Raw genomic sequence first — 19,034 nt, 5'->3', positions numbered from 1 at the left:
AGGTTTTTAAAAGCACTCGATCGCTGAATCCATAATCGACTCGGTCTTTCAGGTCGATGTCGGACGCCAGACACCTCGGTCGGCTCTCTCTGAGGGAAGGGGACTGATGGGGGGATGCTTCAGAGATGCGCCGACCTGATCCTGCTTTCCCGAATCCATAATCGACTCGGTCTTTCAGGTCGATGGATGACGCCTGACACCTCGGTCGGCTCCCTCTCCCTCCGGGAGAGGGCGGGGGTGAGGGTGAAGGGGGGACGACTCAAATCTCCCGTCTTAACCACTCCAAAACTCCAAGACCTGCCGCCCGCCCACTGGCAAAACAAGCCGTCAGCAAATACCCCCCCGTCGGCGCTTCCCAATCCAGCATCTCCCCCGCACAAAACACCCCCGGCAACGCCTTGAGCATCAGCCGCTCATCCATCGCCTCGAACGTCACGCCACCGGCACTGCTGATCGCTTCGTCCAGCGGACGGGTTTTCACCAGCGTCAGCGGCAAGGCCTTGATCGCCCGGGCCAGCAGCGCCGGATCGGCAAAGGTTGCGGCATCAGTGAGTTCACGCAACAGCGCCGCTTTCACCCCATCAATCCCGACCTGACTGTGCAGATGCTTGGCCATCGAGCGCGAACCCCGAGGTTTGCTCAACGCCGTCTGCAATTTATCCACAGGTCGGCCGGGCAGGAGGTCGATGTGAATAGTTGCTGTACCGTGCACATTGATCGCCTCACGAATCGGTGCTGAGAGCGCGTAAATCAAACTGCCCTCGATTCCGGTCGCAGTGATCACGCATTCACCCAGACGCGGAACATCGTCGTTCAAACCGATGGCGATATTTTTCAGCGGCGCGCCGGCGAATTTGCTGACCATCACTTCGCTCCAGGCCTGCACCTCGAAGCCGCAATTGCTCGGCTGTAACGGCGCCAGTCCTACGCCGCGTTGCTCCAGCGGCAGCATCCACGCGCCGTCGGAGCCCAGCCGCGACCAACTGCCACCGCCGAGGGCCAGCAGGGTGGCGTCGGGATTGAGGGTTTTCTCGCCTTCCGGGCTGTCGATGCGCAACGCGCCGTTTTCATCCCAGCCGAGCCAGCGGTGGCGGGTGTGGATAACCACGCCGCTGTCGCGCAGGCGCTTGAGCCAGGCGCGCAGCAATGGCGCGGCTTTCATGTCTGTGGGGAACACCCGGCCGGAGCTGCCGATGAAGGTTTCGATGCCCAGTTCGTGAATCCAGCGGCACAGTGCGTCGGCGTCAAATGCGCGCAGCAGCGGGGCGATGTTCGGGGCGCGTTCGGCGTAGCGCGAGAGGAACGCCGGGTAGGCTTCGGAGTGAGTGATATTCATGCCGCCGACCCCGGCCAGCAGGAACTTGCGGCCCACCGAGGGCATGCCGTCGTACAGATCGACGCGGACTCCAGCCTGGCTCAGCACTTCGGCGGCCATCAGGCCGGCGGGGCCACCGCCGATGATGGCGACGTGGGCGGGAAGGGCGGCGGAAGTCTGGGTCATGGCGTGCGCTGCGGTCTGACGAAATATGGCGCGCATTCTAACAGCGCAGTCACTGGGTGGGAGCGAGCTTGCTCGCGAAAGCGGTGAGTCATTCAGTTAAATGTTGAATGTGCTGACGCCATCGTCGGATCGCCGCCCGGACGAAGCTCGCTCCCACAGGGATTTGTGATGATCTAAAGGTCTGATCAAAAAATAACCAGCTTGCTGCAGGCCATGTTCAGCGTGGGCTGTAGTCCCTTTCGCTCAGGTTATCCACAGGCCGTTCCACAGCCATTGTGGGTAACGCAGCACAACTCAATGACAACCGGATGACTGCCAGACGCGCTGCGCGCTGTGATGCAGGATGCCGTGGCGGCGGGCGAGGGCGTGGCGATCCTTGCTGTAACCGCCGCCGATCACGCCGACGACCGGGATGTCGCGACCCAGGCAGTGGCGCATCACGCTTTCGTCGCGGGCGGCAACACCTTCGTCGGTCAGTTGCAGATAGCCGAGGGCGTCGTCCTTGTGCACGTCGACACCAGCGTCGTATAGCACCAGATCCGGCTGATACAGCGGCAGCAGATAGTTGAGTGCATCGTCGACCACTTTCAGGTAATCGGCGTCGCCCATGCCGTTGGGCAGCGGAATATCCCAGTCGCTTTCGGCTTTGCGTGCAGGAAAGTTCTTTTCGCAGTGCAGGGAAACGGTGATCGCTTCCGGGGTGTTGTGCAGAATCCGTGCAGTGCCGTCGCCCTGATGCACGTCGCAATCGAAGATCAGCACGCGGTTCACCCGGCCACTTTGCAGCAGGTAGTGACTGATGATCGCCAGGTCATTGAAGATGCAGAACCCGGCGGGATAGTCGTAGTGGGCGTGATGAGTGCCGCCAGCGAGGTGACAGGCCAGACCATGTTCCAGCGCTTTCTCTGCCGCCAGGATCGAACCGCCGACCGCCCGCACGGTGCGTCGCGCCAGCGCTTCGTTCCACGGCAGGCCGAGGCGCCGCTGGTCTTCGCGGGACAGCTCGCCACTCATGTAGCGTTCGATGTAACTGCGGTCATGAGCCAGGGCGAGGATATCGGCGGGGCACAACTCAGGGCGCAGCAGGTCTTCATCGCGGGTCAGGCCGCTGTCCACCAGGTGATCGCGCAGCAGGCTGAATTTCAACTTATGCAGTGGTATACGCTGCCTGACCCGTCTTCCACCGTCCTCGATCTGCGTAGCTATACTGGCCCCCCAAACCCAATCAAGGTAGTCAACGTCCATGACGTCAAAGCAACTACGCTCGGCTCAAGCAGATTTACAGGTTTTGCTGAAATCATCGGAACTAATGAGCGAGATCCAAGCATTTAAGTCTTTCGATTTCATGGAGCGTTTGCGTAGAGAAGTGAGAACGCCAAACGGTTCTAAGGTTTGCTTTTCCGATAAGGCTGCAAAGAGCTTTGAACGGCTTAGTTCGATTGTTGAGAAAGTACTGCCGAGTAAGGAGTTCGTCGAGTCGGACGATATAGATCTCGCATGTAAAGCCGTACTCGGACGTTGGTACGAAGAAGGCGTAGCCGATGATGTCGGGTGTTTTGTCAACGAAGTTGAAAGCGTAGTTTTCCAATCAATCAACGTACACAAATTCTACTCATCCTTGAGTGGGCTTGAGTTCAAGGATCTTGATGAACTTACTTTTGGGGATGTGGTAATTCACAGGCCTCGTCTCGAAGTAATGGAGTCCAGCGTTGCCCAAGACGCCGTTATCAGCAGTGCATGGAGAGAAATGAACTATGGCCTGTGGTTGGTTGTTCAAGTTAAAGGAAGTCCAGATCACGCAGAACGTCGCTTCTTTGAACTGGCTAAAGCCACGTGTGGGTTACTTTCCCTTGCTTTCACCACTTGCCTAGATCGTGGCGGGGCGGCAGTACGTCTTATTCCGAGCGTAGAAGGCCGTTTTAAACCAGGGGCGGTTACATGGTTCTCAATAGACACAAGTACTCAGTTGCTAAATCTTAAAACCAGCTTCGATGGGTTTCAGTGTTTGGACCTGACACAAGATAATGCGACTTCCCTGCTAGATTGCGAGTGGTTCCAAGAGCTTGTTCGTATAAGTCAGTTAGATTCCGGAAGTGATGCAGAAAGAGCCTTGCGTCGTGGGCTGTATTGGTTCTTTGACGCTCAGGCAGATACAAGCATGGACATGAAATTCGTAAAGTACTGGAGCTGTATTGAATGCATGTTTTCCATAAGTAAAGATAAGGTGGTCAATCAGATTAGGAAAGGACTGACGGCCTTGCTTAGTTATGGGCGATATCAGTTCTCGAAGCCTGAGGGCTGGAGAGCATTAGATTCTCGAGTGGTTTATCTTTACGATTTACGCTGCAACGCTGTACACGATGCTCAACATGGTCATATTGCCTTGCGAGATGTTATTGATGTCAGCAAGTGGGCGGCCTTCGTTCTCATGGAAGTTTCAATGATGATATCCCGTGGGATGGAAACTCGTTTACAACTAAAGGAAGAGATAAGCTGCATTCAGAAGTTCCATTCTTCTATCGGGGTAGCTGATAGAACAGGCAGTGACTCGGCAATTTTCAAAAACAGCTATGCCCACTTCGAAAATCGTTTCAACGAGCGAGGGAGATAATATCACGACAGAATCGATAGCCGAGTATAGGCGGCTAAGTGTGGTTCGGTGGTTAACCCGGTTTTTAGCCCCGTGCAGCGCTTTACAGCACGTTTTTAAAATATGGTCGGGTGACATAAGCCACCCGTAGAACGCGGCTGTAATCGTTTCCTGATGGCTTTCAGCGTGTATCAGAACCCGAAGTCATCATATGTTGCATCCACCTCGGCTTGAGTGATGCCAATGTACGCCATCGTTACCGCTGGACTTGAGTGATTCAACACTTTGCAAATCAGCTCGATGGACTTGCCTCCACTGTGCATCAACCAGCCGCGCGTCTTCCGCATCGAGTGGGTGCCGAGGGCCAGCCCCATCTCATCACCTACGGCCTTGAAGGCGTTCGCTACGGCGATGCGGCTTACCGCTTTGCCCTTGGCCCGGTTGCTGTCCACCTGAAACAGGTACGCGTGTGTGGGATGTGCGGCCCTGCGGCGCCCGATGAGGGTCTTGGCGCTGGTGTTGAGTTTGATGGAACGGGTCTTGCCGGTCTTCCCTTCCGTGATAACCAGCCGTTCGCCCTGCACATCGTCGAAAGTAAGGGTCAGCAGATCGCTGATACGAAGGGCGGTGTTGACCCCGAACCGCCAGATATCGGCGTACAGGGTGTTGCCCTTGGCATTGAGGGTCAGCTTGCGGCTGATGGTTTCGGCGTCACTCTCGGTTTTTACTGCTTCGACGATCTTCATTCTAGTTTACGTTCCATGTTGTTTTCAGTTGATATGTTAATTAGAACACACCATCTCGGAAGGAGTCCACTGTTTCCGTGGGTTGGCTACTTAACACAATAGCATTCTGTTAATTAGAGGTCGTTCCCGTGGCGACTGGGCAGGCGCGTGGGTCTGTCCGTGGTATCCGTTGCCGTGGGGTGTAGGCCTGCTGGCCTGCCCCAGATCGATGCAAGGGCATTGGTCAGGGTGTGCAGTTGACTGTGCAGCGGCTGTGCAAGCGGTGTGCAGCCGCTGTGGGGGTTGCCTTGATCGTGTCCTGACCGCTGGCTGATCCGGCGATGCCGCCCCCGCTGTAGTGGAAAGCTGGCAATTCCTGGTGCTGGGTGTAGGGGAATCTGCCGTTACGGCGGAAAACCGCGTGTCAGGCGCGATCTGCTTAACCCCCGTGCCCGGAATCATTGGGTTTGACGCCATGTTATGCCGCTGGGGGCTGTAGCTGACGCCCATAATCTAATAGTTATTGGTCAAGAAATGACCAGTTATTCAACTTCAGTTTCAGTGCCTGCCAACAGGTGTTTGTTGATGACCCCGTATCGGCGTATCCGCACTTCACCAAACACTCTTGTAAGATCATGGGGGTTCTGAGTAAGAATCTTGTTTGCCTTCACTTCCCGCTTTCTCTCAGTCAGTTGCTGGTAGATCACGTTCACTTCCGTTGGAAAGTAACGATAAGCAAGCTCTTGAAAGCCTACAGTCTTCTGCGTTGTGTATAGCGTTAGATAAGCCTGATGGACTTTTCCCAGTCTGAGAGTCTGGATTCGGATCAGGAATGGTTGGTTTGGAAACTTTCTCCCCAACTCCCGTCTAAACACTTTCTGGTATTCAAGTAGGTTTACACTTTCTTCTGGATCATCACAGAAGACTGAGTACTGGTAAGTCCATATTGGATCAAGTAGGTACTTGGCAAACTTCCTCTTCGTCTTATCCTCAGATGATTCCATTTGCTTATACATCCTTTCCGATGGCTTACGTGATAGAGGGATAACCCATAGAGGGTCTTCATTTTCACCTCCTATACCATGCCGGTTTTCAACACCAAAAACGAGTGTGATATCCGGGGCGATAAACCGTTGTCTGGCCCTTTATCCATAGGGGTCTTATGGCGGTTAAGGTCTGTCGAGATAAGGGGCGGTCAATAGCGGCGATTCTGCTATTTTAGTGCGGTAAAATCAAGGCCGTTACCGGCCCAGACTCGATGCCTGTTCGGCCTGCTCCATTGCCGCAACGTACTGCACCGCCAGATGAGCCAGAAACGCCCGTGGGGACATCTCGTAACGTAGGGCGTGCCAAGACAGGGCGTGGAACACATCAGGCTGTAAACTCACCGCAAGCGCCTTGGGGCGGTGTTCTGGCTGGCCTTTCATGCTGCCACCTGTGCGTCAGGTTGGGCAGGCTTTGCGTGCATCGCCAGTAGTTCCGCCAGTGCCGTCTGTGCCTCGGTTGCTTCCTGCTTCGCTGCTGCTTTCGCAAGTTTCGCGGCGGTATCTGCCTCGGCTGCATGGCGCTTATTGAAGAGTGTTTCTTCCAGCACCTGGGTGGTCTGGGTTTTATTACGTTCGAAGCGAGTCTTCTCGTACTCTTCGCGTGTTGTTTCAGCCAAGTCCAGAAGTTCAACAGTAACAGTAGCCTCTGGCTTCCGAAGAATCGCCTTGAAGAACAAAGACTCCGCGTTAGCCTTAACGATCGAGTAACCTTCGCGGATAAACTCCTGTAGTTCTATCAAGGCAAGTTCCAGTGGCATATATCGAACGAAGTCTACGTGAACTGCCTTACCCTTGTGATGCAGTCCTTCCGACCATCGATTATATTGCTCAACATTCTTACTCAGAAGAGTCTGATACTCGTCCTCATCATAAGGGTAGAATTCTACAACGGTATCGCCGTAAGTGTAGTTTGTGTTAGTCATGTTTAGTTTCCTTTGGTTTGTTTCGAACGGGTTTAAAGCCATTCCTGAAGTTGGTGATGGTGGCCGCTTTGGTGGCCTTGGCAGGCTGCTGGGGAGCCGCTGGAGACGCCTTGACAGGTACGGTAGGCTTGGCCTTCTGTGCTGCTTGTACGCGCGTTCTGTGCGTGTACAAGTCATCGGTGGTGGCGACCATCCCGGCTGGGAATACTGCATCTTCCAATGCCGACAAGTACGTCAGTTCGTCCTGCGTTACTTGGGCATAATCAAACTTGTCTGATGCCGTGGTTGGTTGTTCCAAGTAGTACGATAAAATCGCTTGATTGGTCTTGTCGACCTCAAGCCACAAAGTGCTGTTATTCATCAAACGGCCCCTTGTTCTAGTTGGCTGGTATTCTCTAACTCCTGGGCGAGAAACTCTCGTTCAAGTTGTTCCGGGGTAGACTTGTTGTTAGCTCTCCAAGTTTTGACTTGGCAATGTACCGAGCAGAACCGAGACAGGCCGGACCTAGAAAAGAAGTTTCGAGAGCAACACTCGCAAGTGTGCTTGCGTAATGGACGCTGGGCCATGTTTATTACCTCATGTATGTATATGGATTTTCCCGAAGGAATAAAAAACCCGTTCTCGAAACGAGGTTACGGGCTTGGGGTACTGCTAGTTACACTTGTTAATGGGCAAGTGCAGTATTGCTCTGTTGCAGAGCGAATTAGTGGCCAGTTCGTTGCACCTCTGGCCGAGGCTGGACATTAAAGACTTTAGAAATCTCGCGAACTTCAAGCCTATCCATGTACAACTAAACCGATCATTCTGCCTCGGAATCGGAAACGAGGTTATGCATCATAGTTGGAAAGGAATGGTCCGAACTATGACGTAGCAGGCGGGTATGTGACGGGGGTATTGCGAGGGAGTGGTTAAGTTGTTTCTTCCACTAAGATAATGATAACACGCTTTACTGTAGAGTCAATACATGCATACGAAATAAGTTGCACTTTCTTTGTGATTGTGCGTCGTTGGCGAGTTGTTATTGGTGAGTTTACTAGTTGCGGAAGATATGAAGGCGATGCTGCGTGAAATCTGGTGGGGAATACCCCTGCTGGAGTTTCAGATTTCACACAGGAACGCACGTTTTCACTGACTTCCGTTGTTGTTCACGGAAATAACTAAGCCATCTGGATACCCGATGTTCCACCGCTTGGTCTTTCGGTCATAGCCGATGTACTGAACTGTCGCTGCTGGGTTGTCGTCGCCGGAGCGGTTGACTTTAAGTGTCCCGTTTTTGTGGCAAATGATTCGATAACCATCCAGTTGCAGCAGGTTGCTGACGGCGAATTTGTCTCCGTGCATGAACCGGTAGAATCCCCAGCCTGCTGGGTCTGCCTCAGTCCCGGCGGTGGCGGTGTTAGGCAGAGATGCCAGTTCCTGTTCCAACTGCTTCTTGTCGGACACCAATTGTGCGTACTCGGCCTCTGCATCCTTATCGCTCTCGTCCAGCATTACGAGTCGGCGAAGTCTGGCCTGCTGCTGCCTCAACTGATCTATCTGGCCCTCCAGCTTGATCTGTAAACGCTGGGTTTCTGGTAACTGGGTTCGCAAATACGCACGGAGGGCATGCGGCTTTCGCGTCTCCATGTAAAACCAATAGACCACCGGCACCGGGATTGTTTTTTGATTCGTACAGTTGGCGCTGTTCGCCATCCGGCGATAGCAACGTACTACATCGGTCTGCTGTCTGGTGGTCTGACGGAGCAAGACCATGTTGGCACCGCACTCGCCACACTGAAGCAGGCCAGCCAGTGAGAACTTACGTGCAACGGTTGGCGCCTGTTCAGCTAGGTCAGCCAACAGATTCTGCACCTGGTAGAACAGTTCCTCAGTCACCGCAGGATCAAACACATTCCTAATCAGTTCTCCGGGCTCCTGACGGGTCTTCCCGTTCTCCCGAACAGTCTTGGTGCGTTGCCAATGACCGATAGCAGCAATGTTCTTCAGGGCGTGTTTCAGGCTCTGCCGATTGGCGAAGTGTTCGGAGTCGCGGTTGGCAATGAGACGGAGCGGGACACCGTTGGAGAAAGATAAGAACGCCTGCTGGATCACTTTCTCAGAACCGTCCTCCTTGAGCTTGCCTTCACTGGTAAGCCAGAAGGGGTTGCGGCGTTTGATCGTCTCGCCATCCTTGGCTAACAGGGTTCGCCCGACATACGACTTCGTGATCTGACCAGACAGCCGCTTCGAAAAGTCATGGGCTGCTTTGGCTTTCATCGCCAGATACAGCAGGGAGTCATTCTCCAAGCTGGATATGTCGTAATGCTGGTTGTCATCCAGCGTCACCAGAGTGACACCCGCCTTCATAATAGTGTTCAGGTGGGAGAGTGTGTCGTACGGCTTCAGGCGGCTGAATCTGTCCATCGCCTCAACAAGAACGACGGAGCCAGCAGGGATGAAGCCTTCTTTAATGGCGGCTAGTAGCTTACTCAACTCGCCATCTGTGGCGTGTGCACCATCGAAGCCACTGACGCCCAAGTCTTCAAACCTACGCTCGTACTCTGTGTACTCAGGGTTGCGAGCCAGCCAGTCCGTAAAGTCTTGACGCTGGCGACGGCGGCTATCCCCGTCCTTCTGCTCCATGCTGCTAAAACGGAGGTACGGTACTGCGAATGGCATGTGGATTTCTCTGAAGAGGTATCACTGTATAGCTTAAAGTGTAGCAGGCGGAACTTGTCCATGGGGAAGCGGTGATCCGCCGGAAATTCCGGGCTGTAGTCTTCGTGGTAAATCAGCGGCAACGGCATGGTGGACTATTCATAAAGGCTGCAGGAAAGAGTGCAAAGCCTAACAGCGATGTAGACTTGCGGCATGGAAACGGAGGGGCACGATGGAGCCGATACTTGAGCTGGAAAGCGCGCGACTGCTGATGCGTCAATGGCAGGACGCGGATTTGCCGGCATTTGCGGCGATGTGCGCCGATCCGCAGGTGATGCGCTACTTTCCCGCCCCCTTGAGTCGGCTGGAAAGCGCTGCGCTGATCGGCCGTGTGCGCGGGCATTTCGCCGAACACGGTTATGGTTTGTGGGCGCTGGAGCGCAAGGACACCGGCGAGTTCATCGGTTTTACCGGGCTCGGCGTGGTCGGTTTCGATGCGCCGTTTACCCCGGCGGTGGAAATCGGCTGGCGTCTGGCGAAAGAACACTGGGGCCTGGGATATGCCAGCGAAGCCGCGTGGACCGCGCTGCGCTGCGGCTTTGATCGTTTGGCCCTGAAGGAGATCGTGGCGTTCACCGCGCAGAGCAATCTGCCGTCGGAAAAAGTCATGCAGGCCATCGGCATGCATCACGACCCGGCCCATGATTTCGATCACCCGAAACTGGCTGTCGATCACCCGTTGCGTCGACATCTGTTGTACCGCATCACCAGGGAGCAATGGCTGCAGACCCTGCATGGCTAAGCCGACACGGACGTTTACAATGGCGCGATCATGGCTCGCGCCAGAACCTGAATTGGCCGCCGCAGCCGAGACTGCGCGGCATAGCGTTGTGTGAGGAGAGTCTGAATGAGCCAAGTGTTGGAAGATCTGGTGGATCTGCTGACCCTCGAACCGATCGAGGAAAACCTGTTCCGTGGTCGCAGTCAGGATCTGGGCTTTCGCCAGTTGTTCGGCGGCCAGGTGCTCGGCCAGTCGCTGTCGGCGGCCAGTCAGACCGTTGAAGAAACGCGTCATGTGCATTCGATGCACGGTTATTTCCTGCGTCCAGGCGATGCCAAGTTGCCGGTGGTTTATTCCGTTGATCGCGTGCGTGACGGCGGCAGTTTCAGCACCCGCCGTGTGACCGCGATCCAGAAGGGCCACCCGATTTTCACTTGCAGCGCTTCGTTCCAGTACGACGAAGAAGGCTTCGAACACCAGAGCCAGATGCCGCAAGTTGTCGGCCCGGAAAACCTGCCTTCGGAGCTGGAACTGACCCAGCAACGCGCGCACCTGATCCCGGAGCACATGCGCGAAAAACTGCTGTGCCCGAAGCCGATCGAAGTGCGCCCGGTCACTGAAAAAGACCCGTACAACCCGCAGCCGGCGGATCCGGTCAAGTACGTGTGGTTCCGCGCTGATGGTGCGCTGGCAGATGCTCCGGCGCTGCACAAATACCTGCTGGCCTACGCCTCGGACTTCGGTCTGTTGACCACGTCGATGCTGCCTCACGGCAAATCGGTCTGGCAGAAAGACATGCAGGTCGCCAGCCTCGATCACGCCTTGTGGTTCCACAATGATCTGCGTGCCGATGACTGGTTGCTGTATGCCATGGACAGTCCGTGGGCCGGCAACTCTCGCGGGTTCTCCCGTGGCAGCGTGTTCAACCGCGCCGGGCAACTGGTGGCGTCGGTGACTCAGGAAGGCCTGATTCGTCATCGCAAGGATTGGGCATGAGTCTGGCGCAGGTGCGGCACTGGGTGTTCGACATGGACGGCACCCTGACCGTCGCCGTGCACGACTTCGCGGCGATCCGCGTGGCGCTGTCGATCCCGCCGGAGGACGACATCCTCACGCATCTCGCGGCGTTACCCGCCGAGAAAGCGGCGGCGAAACATGCGTGGCTGCTGGAGCATGAGCGGGATCTGGCGCTCGGCTCGACCCCGGCGGTCGGTGCGGTGGAGCTGGTGCGCGACCTGCACGCACGGGGTTATCGCCTCGGCATCCTGACTCGCAATGCGCGGGAGCTGGCTCATGTGACGCTGGAGGCCATCGGCCTGGCTGATTGCTTTGCGGTGGACGATGTATTGGGCCGCGATGAGGCGCCGCCGAAACCGCACCCGGGCGGTTTGCTGAAACTGGCCGATGCCTGGCAAGTGTCGGCGAGTGAGATGGTGATGGTCGGTGATTACCGGTTCGATCTTGATTGCGGCCGGGCGGCAGGCACCCACACGGTGCTGGTGAACCTGCCGGATAATCCTTGGCCAGAGCTGACGGACTGGCATGCGAAGGATTGTGTGGAATTGCGGCGGATGTTGTTCGCCTGAAAATAAACGGGGGCTTCGGCCCCCGTTTTTTATTGCTCGAATATTGCTTTCTGCCCTTCCGGCGAGGTCAGCATGCCGTCGCCGTTATGCCCGACCCCGGGAACCTCCACCAGCCGCTGATTCACCCCTTCAGGATGACGACGCAGCAAGTAACCGAAAAACAGCTTCCCGCGCTCCAGTCGATAAGCCCCCTGGGCTTTGGCGGCGCAGCTCTTGTCCAGCGCCGGGTGTTGCGGGTCGGTGTCCTGCTGGCCCAGCAGATAAATCACCTCGCGTTTGACGTAACGGCTTTCAAGTTGCGCGGGTGTTTGCCCACCCGAGTAAATCGGTGGGTCTATCAGACCGTACTTCCAGCGGTTGAAACCGGGGCACTGCGCGTGATCGAAGGCCACCGGGCGTTGCTCATTGAAGTAGGCGTACGACGAGGGGTTGGCGACCACGTAACGCAAGCGAATGCCTTCAGTCTTGAGCGCCGGTTGCTCCTGGGCCAGCAGCGCATAGCGCTGCACCACCTGACCGCCGCCGGAGTGGCCGAAGATCACGATCTGCTTCACGTCCGGAAACTGCTTGCGGTCGCTGAGCCGGCCAATGATTTCGTCGAGGGCGGCATAGGAGCTGAGCGCGTTCGGCCCTGTGGATAACCCGCCGCCCATCCATTCATTGCCTTTCCAGCGCAAAACGCTGGCGGGCAACGAGTAGAGAGCGACATCGCTTTCGTTGAGAAACTGTGGAGCGATCACCAGCGTGTTGGCGGTTTGCCCGGCCAGTTCGGCGGCGCTCTCTCCACTCTTGCGATAGGTTTCGGCGTTGCGCAGCTTGCCATGAATGACGATCAGCACCCGCTCGATTTTTGCCGGCGCCGGGCCGATGCCCACCGCCATTTCGCCGGCCTGCAATTGCAGGCGTCCGGGACTGATCGCGTCGACGCCGGCCGCTTGCGCGGTGCCGCCGATGAACAGTAAAACCAACAGCCATTTATGCATTTACAGGTTTTTCGCCGCAAAGGTATCGCACTGGCCGACCTGGCCCTGGGCGAATCCGGTTTTGAACCAGCGCACCCTTTGCGCCGACGTACCGTGGGTAAACGAGTCCGGCACCACACGGCCCTGACCCTGTTGTTGCAAACGATCATCACCGATGGCGTTCGCTGCGTTCAAGGCTTCTTCGATGTCGCCCGGTTCCAGCCAGTTCAGACGTTTCTGGGCGTTGTAGGCCCAGACGCCGGCCAGGCAGTCGGCCTGCAGTTCCTGGCGCACCAGCAGACCGCCGTCGCCTTGCATCTGCCGACCTTGCTGGCGGGCGGCCTGAATTTTTGCCGAGACGCCAAGCAGCGTCTGCACGTGGTGTCCGACTTCGTGAGCGATCACATAGGCTTGGGCGAAGTCGCCGGCCGCCTTGAAGCGTTGGGACATTTCCTGGAAGAACGCCATGTCCAGATAGACCTTCTGGTCTGCCGGGCAATAGAACGGGCCGGTGGCCGAGGTGGCCATGCCGCAGGCCGAATTGACCCGGTTGCTGAACAGCACCAGGGTCGGATCTTTATATTGGCGGCCGGCCTGCTGGAAGATCGCACCCCAAGTGTCTTCGGTGTCGCCGAGGATCGAGCGCACGAATTCGGCCTGTTCATCGTTGGCCGGCGGCGCCTGACGGGTTTGCGACGTCGGTGCGACTTGCTGTGTGCCTTGGCCGGTGAGCTGACCGAGAATCTGCAGCGGATCTTGCCCGGTGATCCAGCCGATACCGACGATCAACAGGATCGCACCGAGGCTCAGGCCTTTGCCGCCACCGAAGCGCATGCCGCCACCGCCACCGCCCATGTCATCGCCACGGGCATCGACGACGTTGTCACTGCGTCGACCTTTTCTCCATAGCATGTGGGAATCCTCTATCTGTATGTGGTGATCAGTGTTGCTGGTACGCGGGAACGGCGCCAGTCCGGTCGTCAGACCATAGTGATTGGCAGCGGTTCTGACAAACGCTGTCTGTTCGCAAATTTACAGCTGCGCGGCGTTGAAAGTATCGCAGGCATCGACCCGACCGCTATCGAGTCCGCGACTGAACCAGCGGCTGCGTTGAGGCGATGTGCCGTGGCTGAAAGTCTCTGGGCGTATCGTGAGATTTTGCGCGCGTTGTAAGTAGTCGTCACCGAATACGGAAGCCGCATTCAGGGCTTCGTCGATATCCCCTGGTTCCAGCCAGACCAGACGCTGCTGCGCTTGATGGGCCCAGACGCCGGCAAGGCAATCGGCCTGCAACTCGGTGCGGACCTCAAGACCAGCGTCGCCAGTTACGGGCTGGCGTGCCAGGAGTGCCGTTTCAAAGGGTGCGGAAAGTCCCATTTCGAGTTGCACATGATGACTGACCTCGTGGGCAATGACGAAAGCTTGAGCGAAGTCGCCAACTGCCGAGTATTCATGGGCCATTTGATCGAAGAACCCGGGGGCCAGATAAATCTGCCGGTCTACGGGGCAGTAGAAGGGGCCGCTCGACGCGCTGGCATAGCCACACGCTGACGCTATGTCATTGTCGAATAACGTCAGTGCTGGCGGCGGGTAGTGCAGGTCAGCCTGGGTGAACAACTGTTTCCAGGTGTCTTCGGTGTCACCCAATATCGATTCGATAAACCTCAGTTGTGGATCTTCAATCACTGAAGGTGAAAGGCTGAAGGCGTTTTCTTCGGTCGTGTGTTGCAGCGGCGCAGGAGTGAGTGTCGAGTAGATTACCGTGCCTGCCAGCGCGGCGGTGACCAGTCCTGCCCCGAGCTTCTTCCCCGTCAGTGTTCGGGCATCCTTGCCCTTTCGCCTGTCATTGACGTTGTCGCTGGGTCTTGCCTTGTTCCAAAACATGCTTGCGGTTCCTCATAGGTTGATCAGGGCGTTTTTCGCCTCGCCTATGAATAACCCGATCAAGTCCGAGACTGCAGGACATATGTGTAAGAGCGCGTAAGACGGTCCGCGAATGTGATGCTTCGTGCCTGACCAGCGCTCATTTTTCAATTCACTCTTCGGACACGTCCCACACTGGCGCAAAGTCCGGACTGACCTGACGTTCGCGCTTGGAGAGACTGGCGATCAACGCACGATCTTCATCGTCCAGATTGACCTCAAGTGCCTTCAGATTGGCTAGTTGGTTGGCTTTGCTGCTCGCTTTGGGAATGGCCGCGACGTTGCTTTGATCGAGCAGCCACTTCAGCGCAACCTGAGCCGGCAGTACACCATGCCTTGCAGCAATCTGCTGGATCTCGCGAATGTGTGAAACCTTATTGCGTGCCAGTGGCGTGTAGGCCGTCAGCGCCAGGTCGTGTTGCCGGGCGTAATCCAGCAGTGCGTTTTGTCCGAGCAGGACGTGGTACTCGACCTGGATCGCTGACAGAGGAATCCCAAAGTCATCGACGACTTTGCGCAACAACTGCAGCGGAAAATTTGCCACCCCGATATGGCGAGCCAGGCCTTGCTCCTTGAACGAGGCGAGGGTGTCGAGGGTGCGCGGCAAATCCCAATCAGTGGTCGGCCAATGGATCATGAACAGGTCGACATATTCGCTGCGCAACGCCTTGAGGCTGCGATCCAGTGAATGACGCATGGCATCAGGTTGCAACTGATCCCACCAGACTTTGGTGGTGACGTGGATCTGCTCGCGGGGTGTGGGTGTATTCATCAGTGCCCGCCCGACCGCGTCTTCGTTGTTGTAGGCGGCCGCCGTGTCGATATGTCGGTAGCCGAGTTCCAGCGCTTGCTCCACGGCGCGGGTGCATTCGTCGCCGAGCATCGGCCAGGTGCCGAGGCCGAGTTTCGGCAGGTTCAGTCCGTGTTTATTGACGATGTGCTGCATGGTCGGCGCTTCCTGCAAGATGGGGTTTCGGAATGGAATCCGAAAACTAAACAACGTCATCCGGCAGGGGCAACTCGTCAGCTGAGAAAGAGGGCGATTATCGAGCAATCGGTTCCAGATTTCGCAATCTCTGATATGTATTTTAGAATCGGCAAAACTTCACTGGGATCGCACCATGGCCGGCAGTCAGATCGAACGGGTTTTCAGCGTGCTCGAGAGCCTCACCCACGAGCCGCGCGGACTGCCGTTGCAAACCCTCGCGGAACAAATCGACATTCCGAAAAGTGCGACGCATCGCTTGCTCGCCGAATTGTCCCGGCTGGGCTATGTCCGGCAGAACCCGGAAACCCTGCGATATCACTTGTCGACCAAATTGGTGGCGATGGGCTTTCGTTACCTGTCGAGCAGCGGCGCCGACATCGTGCAGCCGGTGCTTGATCGACTGGCGCAGGAAACCGGCGAACTGGTGCGGCTGGGCGTCACCGACGGCGAGCGCCAGACCTGGATCGCCAAGTCACAGGGCGCGCGCAGCGGTTTGCGTTACGACCCGGACATGGGCCGCGATGCGCCACTGTTCTACACCGCGTCCGGTCATGCGTGGCTGGCGAGCATGAGTGATGCCGAGGCGTTGTCGCGGGTTGAACGTCAGGCCGCCGACATGCCGGTGGATCTCGGGCCGAATGCACCGCGAACCAACATTCAACTGCTCGAGCATCTGCGCGTGGCGCGCGAACAGGGTTACGCCTGTGTCGAAGAAAGTTCGGCGGTGGGCACGTCGGCCATTGCTGCCGTGGTTCGGCACCCGGCGGATGGCCGAGTGATCGGGGTGTTGAGCATTGCCGGCCCGAGTGCGCGGATGCCAGGGGCGAGATTGCATGAACTGGCGCCGCTGTTGTTGAAGTTTAGCGAGGAGTTGTCGGCGGCGAGCCTCGCTTCCGAGTTGTTCGTATAACCACGCAACGGCAGACGGGATTGGGCTGTCTGTAAAACTGTGCGTTGATCGCACAGCATTTGGCTTGAAGGGTGTGAGAATTTGGAACTTGGTTCTAAATTATCGCTGGAGGCTTTTTCCTCATTTTGATTTCTAGAGATAGCCAATGACCGTCAGCACTCCGCTTTCCGGCGTCAACCAACCCTTCAAGGGGATCTTGCTGATTGTCGTGGCGACGTTTCTGTTCTCCAGCCACGATGCGCTATCGAAATACCTCTCGGGTTTTTATCCGATCATCATGGTGGTGTGGGCGCGGTATCTGGTGCACACGCTGCTGATGGCGGGGATATTCCTGCCGCAATCCGGGCTGCGCGTGCTGCGCACCAAACGCCCGTTATGGCAATTGGCGCGGGCGTTGTGCCTGCTGGGCACCAGCCTGTTTTTCACCACGGCGCTTTTGTACATCCCGCTGGCCGAGGCCACCTCGGTCAACTTTCTCGCGCCGGTACTGGTGACGGCGTTGTCGGTGCCGTTGCTCAAGGAGCGGGTGACGCGGGGCCAGTGGATCGCAGTGATCTGCGGGTTTATCGGCGTGCTGATCATCGTCCATCCCGGCGGTGAATTGTTCACGCCAGCGATTCTGTTGCCGTTCTGCTCGGCGCTGTTTTTCTGCTTCTATCAACTGCTCACGCGCAAGCTCAGCGCGATCGACAGCCCGACCACCAGCAACTTTTTCGCCGGTTTATGCAACACGCTGGTGATGAGTGCGCTGGTGCCGTTCTTCTGGCAGGTGCCGAGCCTCGGCCACGCCTTGTTGATGCTGGCGCTGGGCAGTTGCGGGATGACCGCGCACCTGTTTCTGACCCAAGCATTCCGGCATGCCGCGCCGGCGTTGCTGGCGCCATTCGGCTATTGCCAGATTGTGTTTGCGGGGTTGCTGGGGTGGTTGCTGTTTGCCCACACGCCGACCCTGATGACGGTGATCGGGATCGCGGTGATCTGTTGCAGCGGACTGGCGGCAGCGTGGCAGCAGAGCCGGCGCTGAAGACGTGACCGGCCTGAAATCAGGCCGGTCAGTGCAGGAAGGTTATTCGGTGACTGTAGGAATTTTGCGCGGTGCCATGAAGTACATCCAGGTCAGCGCGAGGAAGTACATTGCCGGAATCAGGGTGAACAGCACGGTGTAGTTGTTGTTGGTGACGGTCAGGATGTGGCCGACGATCTGGGTCATGAACATCCCGCCGATCGCCGCGCACATGCCGCCGAAACCGAACACCGTGCTCATCATGTGCTTGGGCGTGTAGTCCATCACCAGGCTCCAGATGTTCGCCGTCCAGGCCTGGTGCGCGCCGATGGCCAGGGAGATCGCAGCCACTGCGACCCACAGGTTGGCGGAGCCGGCGGCCATGACCACGCCGATGATGCAGCAGGCGAACAGGAACATCGACAGCAGTCGCGCCTTGATCGAGTTCATGCCGCGACCGATCAGGAACGAAGACAGAATCCCGCCGCCCACACTTCCGAAGTCGGCGGTGACGTAGATGATGATCAGCGGAATGCCCATCTGGGTGACGTTGATGCCCAGGTTGTATTGCTGATTGAGAAACGGCGGCAGCCAGTACAGGTAGAACCAGAACACCGGGGCAGTCAGCGAGTAGGCGAGAGCGAAGGCCCAGGTGCCGCGCATGCGCAGGATTTTCGAGAACGGTACGCGGGCCTGTTCCGGTTCGACTTCTTTCTGGATGTAGTCCAGTTCCGATTGTTTGACGCTCGGGTGATCTTCCGGGTTGAAGTACTTCAAGCCCCAGAACAGCAACCAGATCCCGCCCAGTGCCGACATGCACAGGAACGCGGCCTGCCAGCCCCATACGTGAAGGATCAGCGGCAGCAGCATCGGGGTGAACATCGCGCCGACGTTGGTGCCGGCGTTGAAGATGCCGGTGGCCACCGCACGTTCGCCGGCCGGGAACCACAGGCGCGTGGTTTTCACGCAGGCCGGGTAGTTGGCCGCTTCAGTCAGGCCGAGGATGAACCGGCAGACCATGAAGCCCACCGCCGACGTCGCCAGACCATGGGCGCCGGTGGCCAGGCTCCAGAGGAGCACGGCGCAGAAGAACACGCGTTTCACGCCCACCCGGTCGATCAGGCGTCCTTGCAGCACGAAGCCGATCGCGTAGCCGACCTGAAACCAGAAGTTGATGTTGGCGTAGTCCATCGCCGTCCAGCTCATTTCCTTGGCGAGGATTGGCTGCATGACGCCGAGGGCGGCTCGGTCGATGTAGTTCAGGGTGGTGGCGAAAAACACCAGCGCCAGCATGCCCCAACGGGTCTTGCCGACGGCCATGGCGCCGCGGATCTTGTCGCCGATGCCACCCGTGGCAGTGCTCATGGCCGGGGCCATGCGGGAAGTCTGTGAAGGAATCATGTGTTCCACCCGTTTTTGGATTTGTTATTTGGTGTGCTTTTTTTGTGCACGCTGCGA

18 protein-coding genes and 1 pseudogene are annotated in these 19,034 nt (G+C 57.2%); 6 read left to right on the top strand and 13 right to left on the bottom strand.

What is annotated here, in order from left to right; translation table 11 throughout:
- Positions 1 to 259 precede the first annotated feature (259 nt).
- A complete protein-coding gene (locus tag JJN09_RS22365; protein ID WP_249483825.1) occupies positions 260 to 1,501 on the bottom strand; it encodes a TIGR03862 family flavoprotein in 1,242 nt (413 codons plus the stop codon).
- Positions 1,502 to 1,795: 294 nt separating this feature from the next.
- Positions 1,796 to 2,644, bottom strand: a pseudogene (locus JJN09_RS22360) (histone deacetylase); the annotation flags it as partial.
- A 100-nt stretch (positions 2,645 to 2,744) separates the two neighbouring features.
- Here JJN09_RS22360 and JJN09_RS22355 point away from each other — a divergent pair.
- The gene (locus tag JJN09_RS22355; RefSeq protein WP_249483823.1) at positions 2,745 to 4,112 is read left to right on the top strand and encodes a HEPN domain-containing protein; all 1,368 of its coding nucleotides are present in this window, start codon (positions 2,745 to 2,747) and stop codon (positions 4,110 to 4,112) included.
- A gap of 170 nt (positions 4,113 to 4,282) precedes the next feature.
- Here JJN09_RS22355 and JJN09_RS22350 read toward each other — a convergent pair whose 3' ends face one another.
- The 6 genes from JJN09_RS22350 to JJN09_RS22325 form a co-directional block, all read right to left on the bottom strand.
- Positions 4,283 to 4,837, bottom strand: coding sequence for a tyrosine-type recombinase/integrase (locus tag JJN09_RS22350; RefSeq protein WP_249483822.1), 555 nt, complete (start codon positions 4,835 to 4,837; stop codon positions 4,283 to 4,285).
- 521 nt (positions 4,838 to 5,358) lie between these two features.
- On the bottom strand, positions 5,359 to 5,820 hold the full coding sequence (locus JJN09_RS22345; RefSeq protein WP_249483821.1) for a hypothetical protein: 462 nt from the start codon (positions 5,818 to 5,820) through the stop codon (positions 5,359 to 5,361).
- Between the two features lie 237 nt (positions 5,821 to 6,057).
- Positions 6,058 to 6,243, bottom strand: coding sequence for a hypothetical protein (locus JJN09_RS22340; protein ID WP_249483819.1), 186 nt, complete (start codon positions 6,241 to 6,243; stop codon positions 6,058 to 6,060).
- Positions 6,240 to 6,785, bottom strand: a complete 546-nt coding sequence (locus JJN09_RS22335; protein WP_249483817.1) for a hypothetical protein — start codon at positions 6,783 to 6,785, stop codon at positions 6,240 to 6,242. The genes JJN09_RS22340 and JJN09_RS22335 overlap by 4 nt, the downstream gene beginning before the upstream one ends.
- A complete protein-coding gene (locus JJN09_RS22330; protein WP_249483815.1) occupies positions 6,778 to 7,146 on the bottom strand; it encodes a hypothetical protein in 369 nt (122 codons plus the stop codon). The genes JJN09_RS22335 and JJN09_RS22330 overlap by 8 nt, the downstream gene beginning before the upstream one ends.
- 765 nt (positions 7,147 to 7,911) lie before the next feature.
- Positions 7,912 to 9,444, bottom strand: coding sequence for a recombinase family protein (locus JJN09_RS22325; protein ID WP_249483814.1), 1,533 nt, complete (start codon positions 9,442 to 9,444; stop codon positions 7,912 to 7,914).
- Positions 9,445 to 9,655: 211 nt separating this feature from the next.
- Here JJN09_RS22325 and JJN09_RS22320 point away from each other — a divergent pair, with 211 nt between their 5' ends.
- The 3 genes from JJN09_RS22320 (at position 9,656) to JJN09_RS22310 (ending at position 11,790) form a co-directional block, all read left to right on the top strand.
- Positions 9,656 to 10,225 (top strand): GNAT family N-acetyltransferase, encoded by a 570-nt coding sequence (locus JJN09_RS22320; protein ID WP_249483812.1) that lies wholly within the window; start codon positions 9,656 to 9,658, stop codon positions 10,223 to 10,225.
- A gap of 105 nt (positions 10,226 to 10,330) precedes the next feature.
- A complete protein-coding gene (tesB, locus tag JJN09_RS22315; RefSeq protein WP_249483811.1) occupies positions 10,331 to 11,200 on the top strand; it encodes an acyl-CoA thioesterase II in 870 nt (289 codons plus the stop codon).
- Positions 11,197 to 11,790 (top strand): HAD family hydrolase, encoded by a 594-nt coding sequence (locus tag JJN09_RS22310; RefSeq protein ID WP_249483810.1) that lies wholly within the window; start codon positions 11,197 to 11,199, stop codon positions 11,788 to 11,790. The genes tesB and JJN09_RS22310 overlap by 4 nt, the downstream gene beginning before the upstream one ends.
- Positions 11,791 to 11,819: 29 nt before the next feature.
- Here JJN09_RS22310 and JJN09_RS22305 read toward each other — a convergent pair whose 3' ends face one another.
- The 4 genes from JJN09_RS22305 to JJN09_RS22290 all read right to left on the bottom strand — a co-directional run bounded on the left by JJN09_RS22305 (position 11,820) and on the right by JJN09_RS22290 (position 15,621).
- Entirely contained in the window at positions 11,820 to 12,773 is a 954-nt protein-coding gene (locus JJN09_RS22305) for an alpha/beta hydrolase (protein ID WP_249483808.1), read from the bottom strand.
- The gene (locus tag JJN09_RS22300) at positions 12,774 to 13,664 is read right to left on the bottom strand and encodes a neutral zinc metallopeptidase (RefSeq protein WP_249483806.1); all 891 of its coding nucleotides are present in this window, start codon (positions 13,662 to 13,664) and stop codon (positions 12,774 to 12,776) included.
- A gap of 120 nt (positions 13,665 to 13,784) precedes the next feature.
- A complete protein-coding gene (locus JJN09_RS22295; protein ID WP_249483805.1) occupies positions 13,785 to 14,636 on the bottom strand; it encodes a neutral zinc metallopeptidase in 852 nt (283 codons plus the stop codon).
- A gap of 151 nt (positions 14,637 to 14,787) precedes the next feature.
- The gene (locus JJN09_RS22290; protein ID WP_249483804.1) at positions 14,788 to 15,621 is read right to left on the bottom strand and encodes an aldo/keto reductase; all 834 of its coding nucleotides are present in this window, start codon (positions 15,619 to 15,621) and stop codon (positions 14,788 to 14,790) included.
- A gap of 175 nt (positions 15,622 to 15,796) precedes the next feature.
- On the opposite strand from JJN09_RS22290, the gene JJN09_RS22285 reads away from it, so the two are divergent.
- Both JJN09_RS22285 and JJN09_RS22280 read left to right on the top strand, forming a co-directional pair.
- Complete coding sequence (locus JJN09_RS22285; protein WP_249483802.1) at positions 15,797 to 16,573, top strand: IclR family transcriptional regulator; 777 nt, start codon at positions 15,797 to 15,799, stop codon at positions 16,571 to 16,573.
- A gap of 145 nt (positions 16,574 to 16,718) precedes the next feature.
- Positions 16,719 to 17,597 carry a DMT family transporter gene (locus JJN09_RS22280; RefSeq protein WP_249483801.1) on the top strand — a complete coding sequence of 293 codons (879 nt, stop codon included), beginning with the start codon at positions 16,719 to 16,721 and terminating at the stop codon, positions 17,595 to 17,597.
- Between the two features lie 42 nt (positions 17,598 to 17,639).
- Here JJN09_RS22280 and JJN09_RS22275 read toward each other — a convergent pair whose 3' ends face one another.
- Complete coding sequence (locus JJN09_RS22275) at positions 17,640 to 18,977, bottom strand: MFS transporter (RefSeq protein WP_249483800.1); 1,338 nt, start codon at positions 18,975 to 18,977, stop codon at positions 17,640 to 17,642.
- Positions 18,978 to 19,034 lie beyond the last annotated feature (57 nt).

The sequence above is a fragment of the Pseudomonas sp. HS6 genome, from assembly GCF_023375815.1.
GTDB lineage: Bacteria > Pseudomonadota > Gammaproteobacteria > Pseudomonadales > Pseudomonadaceae > Aquipseudomonas.
Note: the sequence above shows the minus strand (reverse complement) of the source record. Positions and strands in the feature narration are given on the sequence as shown.

What these genes read in the sequence shown, in the direction of transcription:
- JJN09_RS22365 (WP_249483825.1), bottom strand. Translation starts at nt 1,501, where the DNA reads ATGACCCAGACTTCCGCCGCCCTTCCCGCCCACGTCGCCATCATCGGC.
- JJN09_RS22355 (WP_249483823.1), top strand. Translation starts at nt 2,745, where the DNA reads ATGACGTCAAAGCAACTACGCTCGGCTCAAGCAGATTTACAGGTTTTG.
- JJN09_RS22350 (WP_249483822.1), bottom strand. Translation starts at nt 4,837, where the DNA reads ATGAAGATCGTCGAAGCAGTAAAAACCGAGAGTGACGCCGAAACCATC.
- JJN09_RS22345 (WP_249483821.1), bottom strand. Translation starts at nt 5,820, where the DNA reads ATGGAATCATCTGAGGATAAGACGAAGAGGAAGTTTGCCAAGTACCTA.
- JJN09_RS22340 (WP_249483819.1), bottom strand. Translation starts at nt 6,243, where the DNA reads ATGAAAGGCCAGCCAGAACACCGCCCCAAGGCGCTTGCGGTGAGTTTA.
- JJN09_RS22335 (WP_249483817.1), bottom strand. Translation starts at nt 6,785, where the DNA reads ATGACTAACACAAACTACACTTACGGCGATACCGTTGTAGAATTCTAC.
- JJN09_RS22330 (WP_249483815.1), bottom strand. Translation starts at nt 7,146, where the DNA reads ATGAATAACAGCACTTTGTGGCTTGAGGTCGACAAGACCAATCAAGCG.
- JJN09_RS22325 (WP_249483814.1), bottom strand. Translation starts at nt 9,444, where the DNA reads ATGCCATTCGCAGTACCGTACCTCCGTTTTAGCAGCATGGAGCAGAAG.
- JJN09_RS22320 (WP_249483812.1), top strand. Translation starts at nt 9,656, where the DNA reads ATGGAGCCGATACTTGAGCTGGAAAGCGCGCGACTGCTGATGCGTCAA.
- tesB (WP_249483811.1), top strand. Translation starts at nt 10,331, where the DNA reads ATGAGCCAAGTGTTGGAAGATCTGGTGGATCTGCTGACCCTCGAACCG.
- JJN09_RS22310 (WP_249483810.1), top strand. Translation starts at nt 11,197, where the DNA reads ATGAGTCTGGCGCAGGTGCGGCACTGGGTGTTCGACATGGACGGCACC.
- JJN09_RS22305 (WP_249483808.1), bottom strand. Translation starts at nt 12,773, where the DNA reads ATGCATAAATGGCTGTTGGTTTTACTGTTCATCGGCGGCACCGCGCAA.
- JJN09_RS22300 (WP_249483806.1), bottom strand. Translation starts at nt 13,664, where the DNA reads ATGCTATGGAGAAAAGGTCGACGCAGTGACAACGTCGTCGATGCCCGT.
- JJN09_RS22295 (WP_249483805.1), bottom strand. Translation starts at nt 14,636, where the DNA reads ATGTTTTGGAACAAGGCAAGACCCAGCGACAACGTCAATGACAGGCGA.
- JJN09_RS22290 (WP_249483804.1), bottom strand. Translation starts at nt 15,621, where the DNA reads ATGCAGCACATCGTCAATAAACACGGACTGAACCTGCCGAAACTCGGC.
- JJN09_RS22285 (WP_249483802.1), top strand. Translation starts at nt 15,797, where the DNA reads ATGGCCGGCAGTCAGATCGAACGGGTTTTCAGCGTGCTCGAGAGCCTC.
- JJN09_RS22280 (WP_249483801.1), top strand. Translation starts at nt 16,719, where the DNA reads ATGACCGTCAGCACTCCGCTTTCCGGCGTCAACCAACCCTTCAAGGGG.
- JJN09_RS22275 (WP_249483800.1), bottom strand. Translation starts at nt 18,977, where the DNA reads ATGATTCCTTCACAGACTTCCCGCATGGCCCCGGCCATGAGCACTGCC.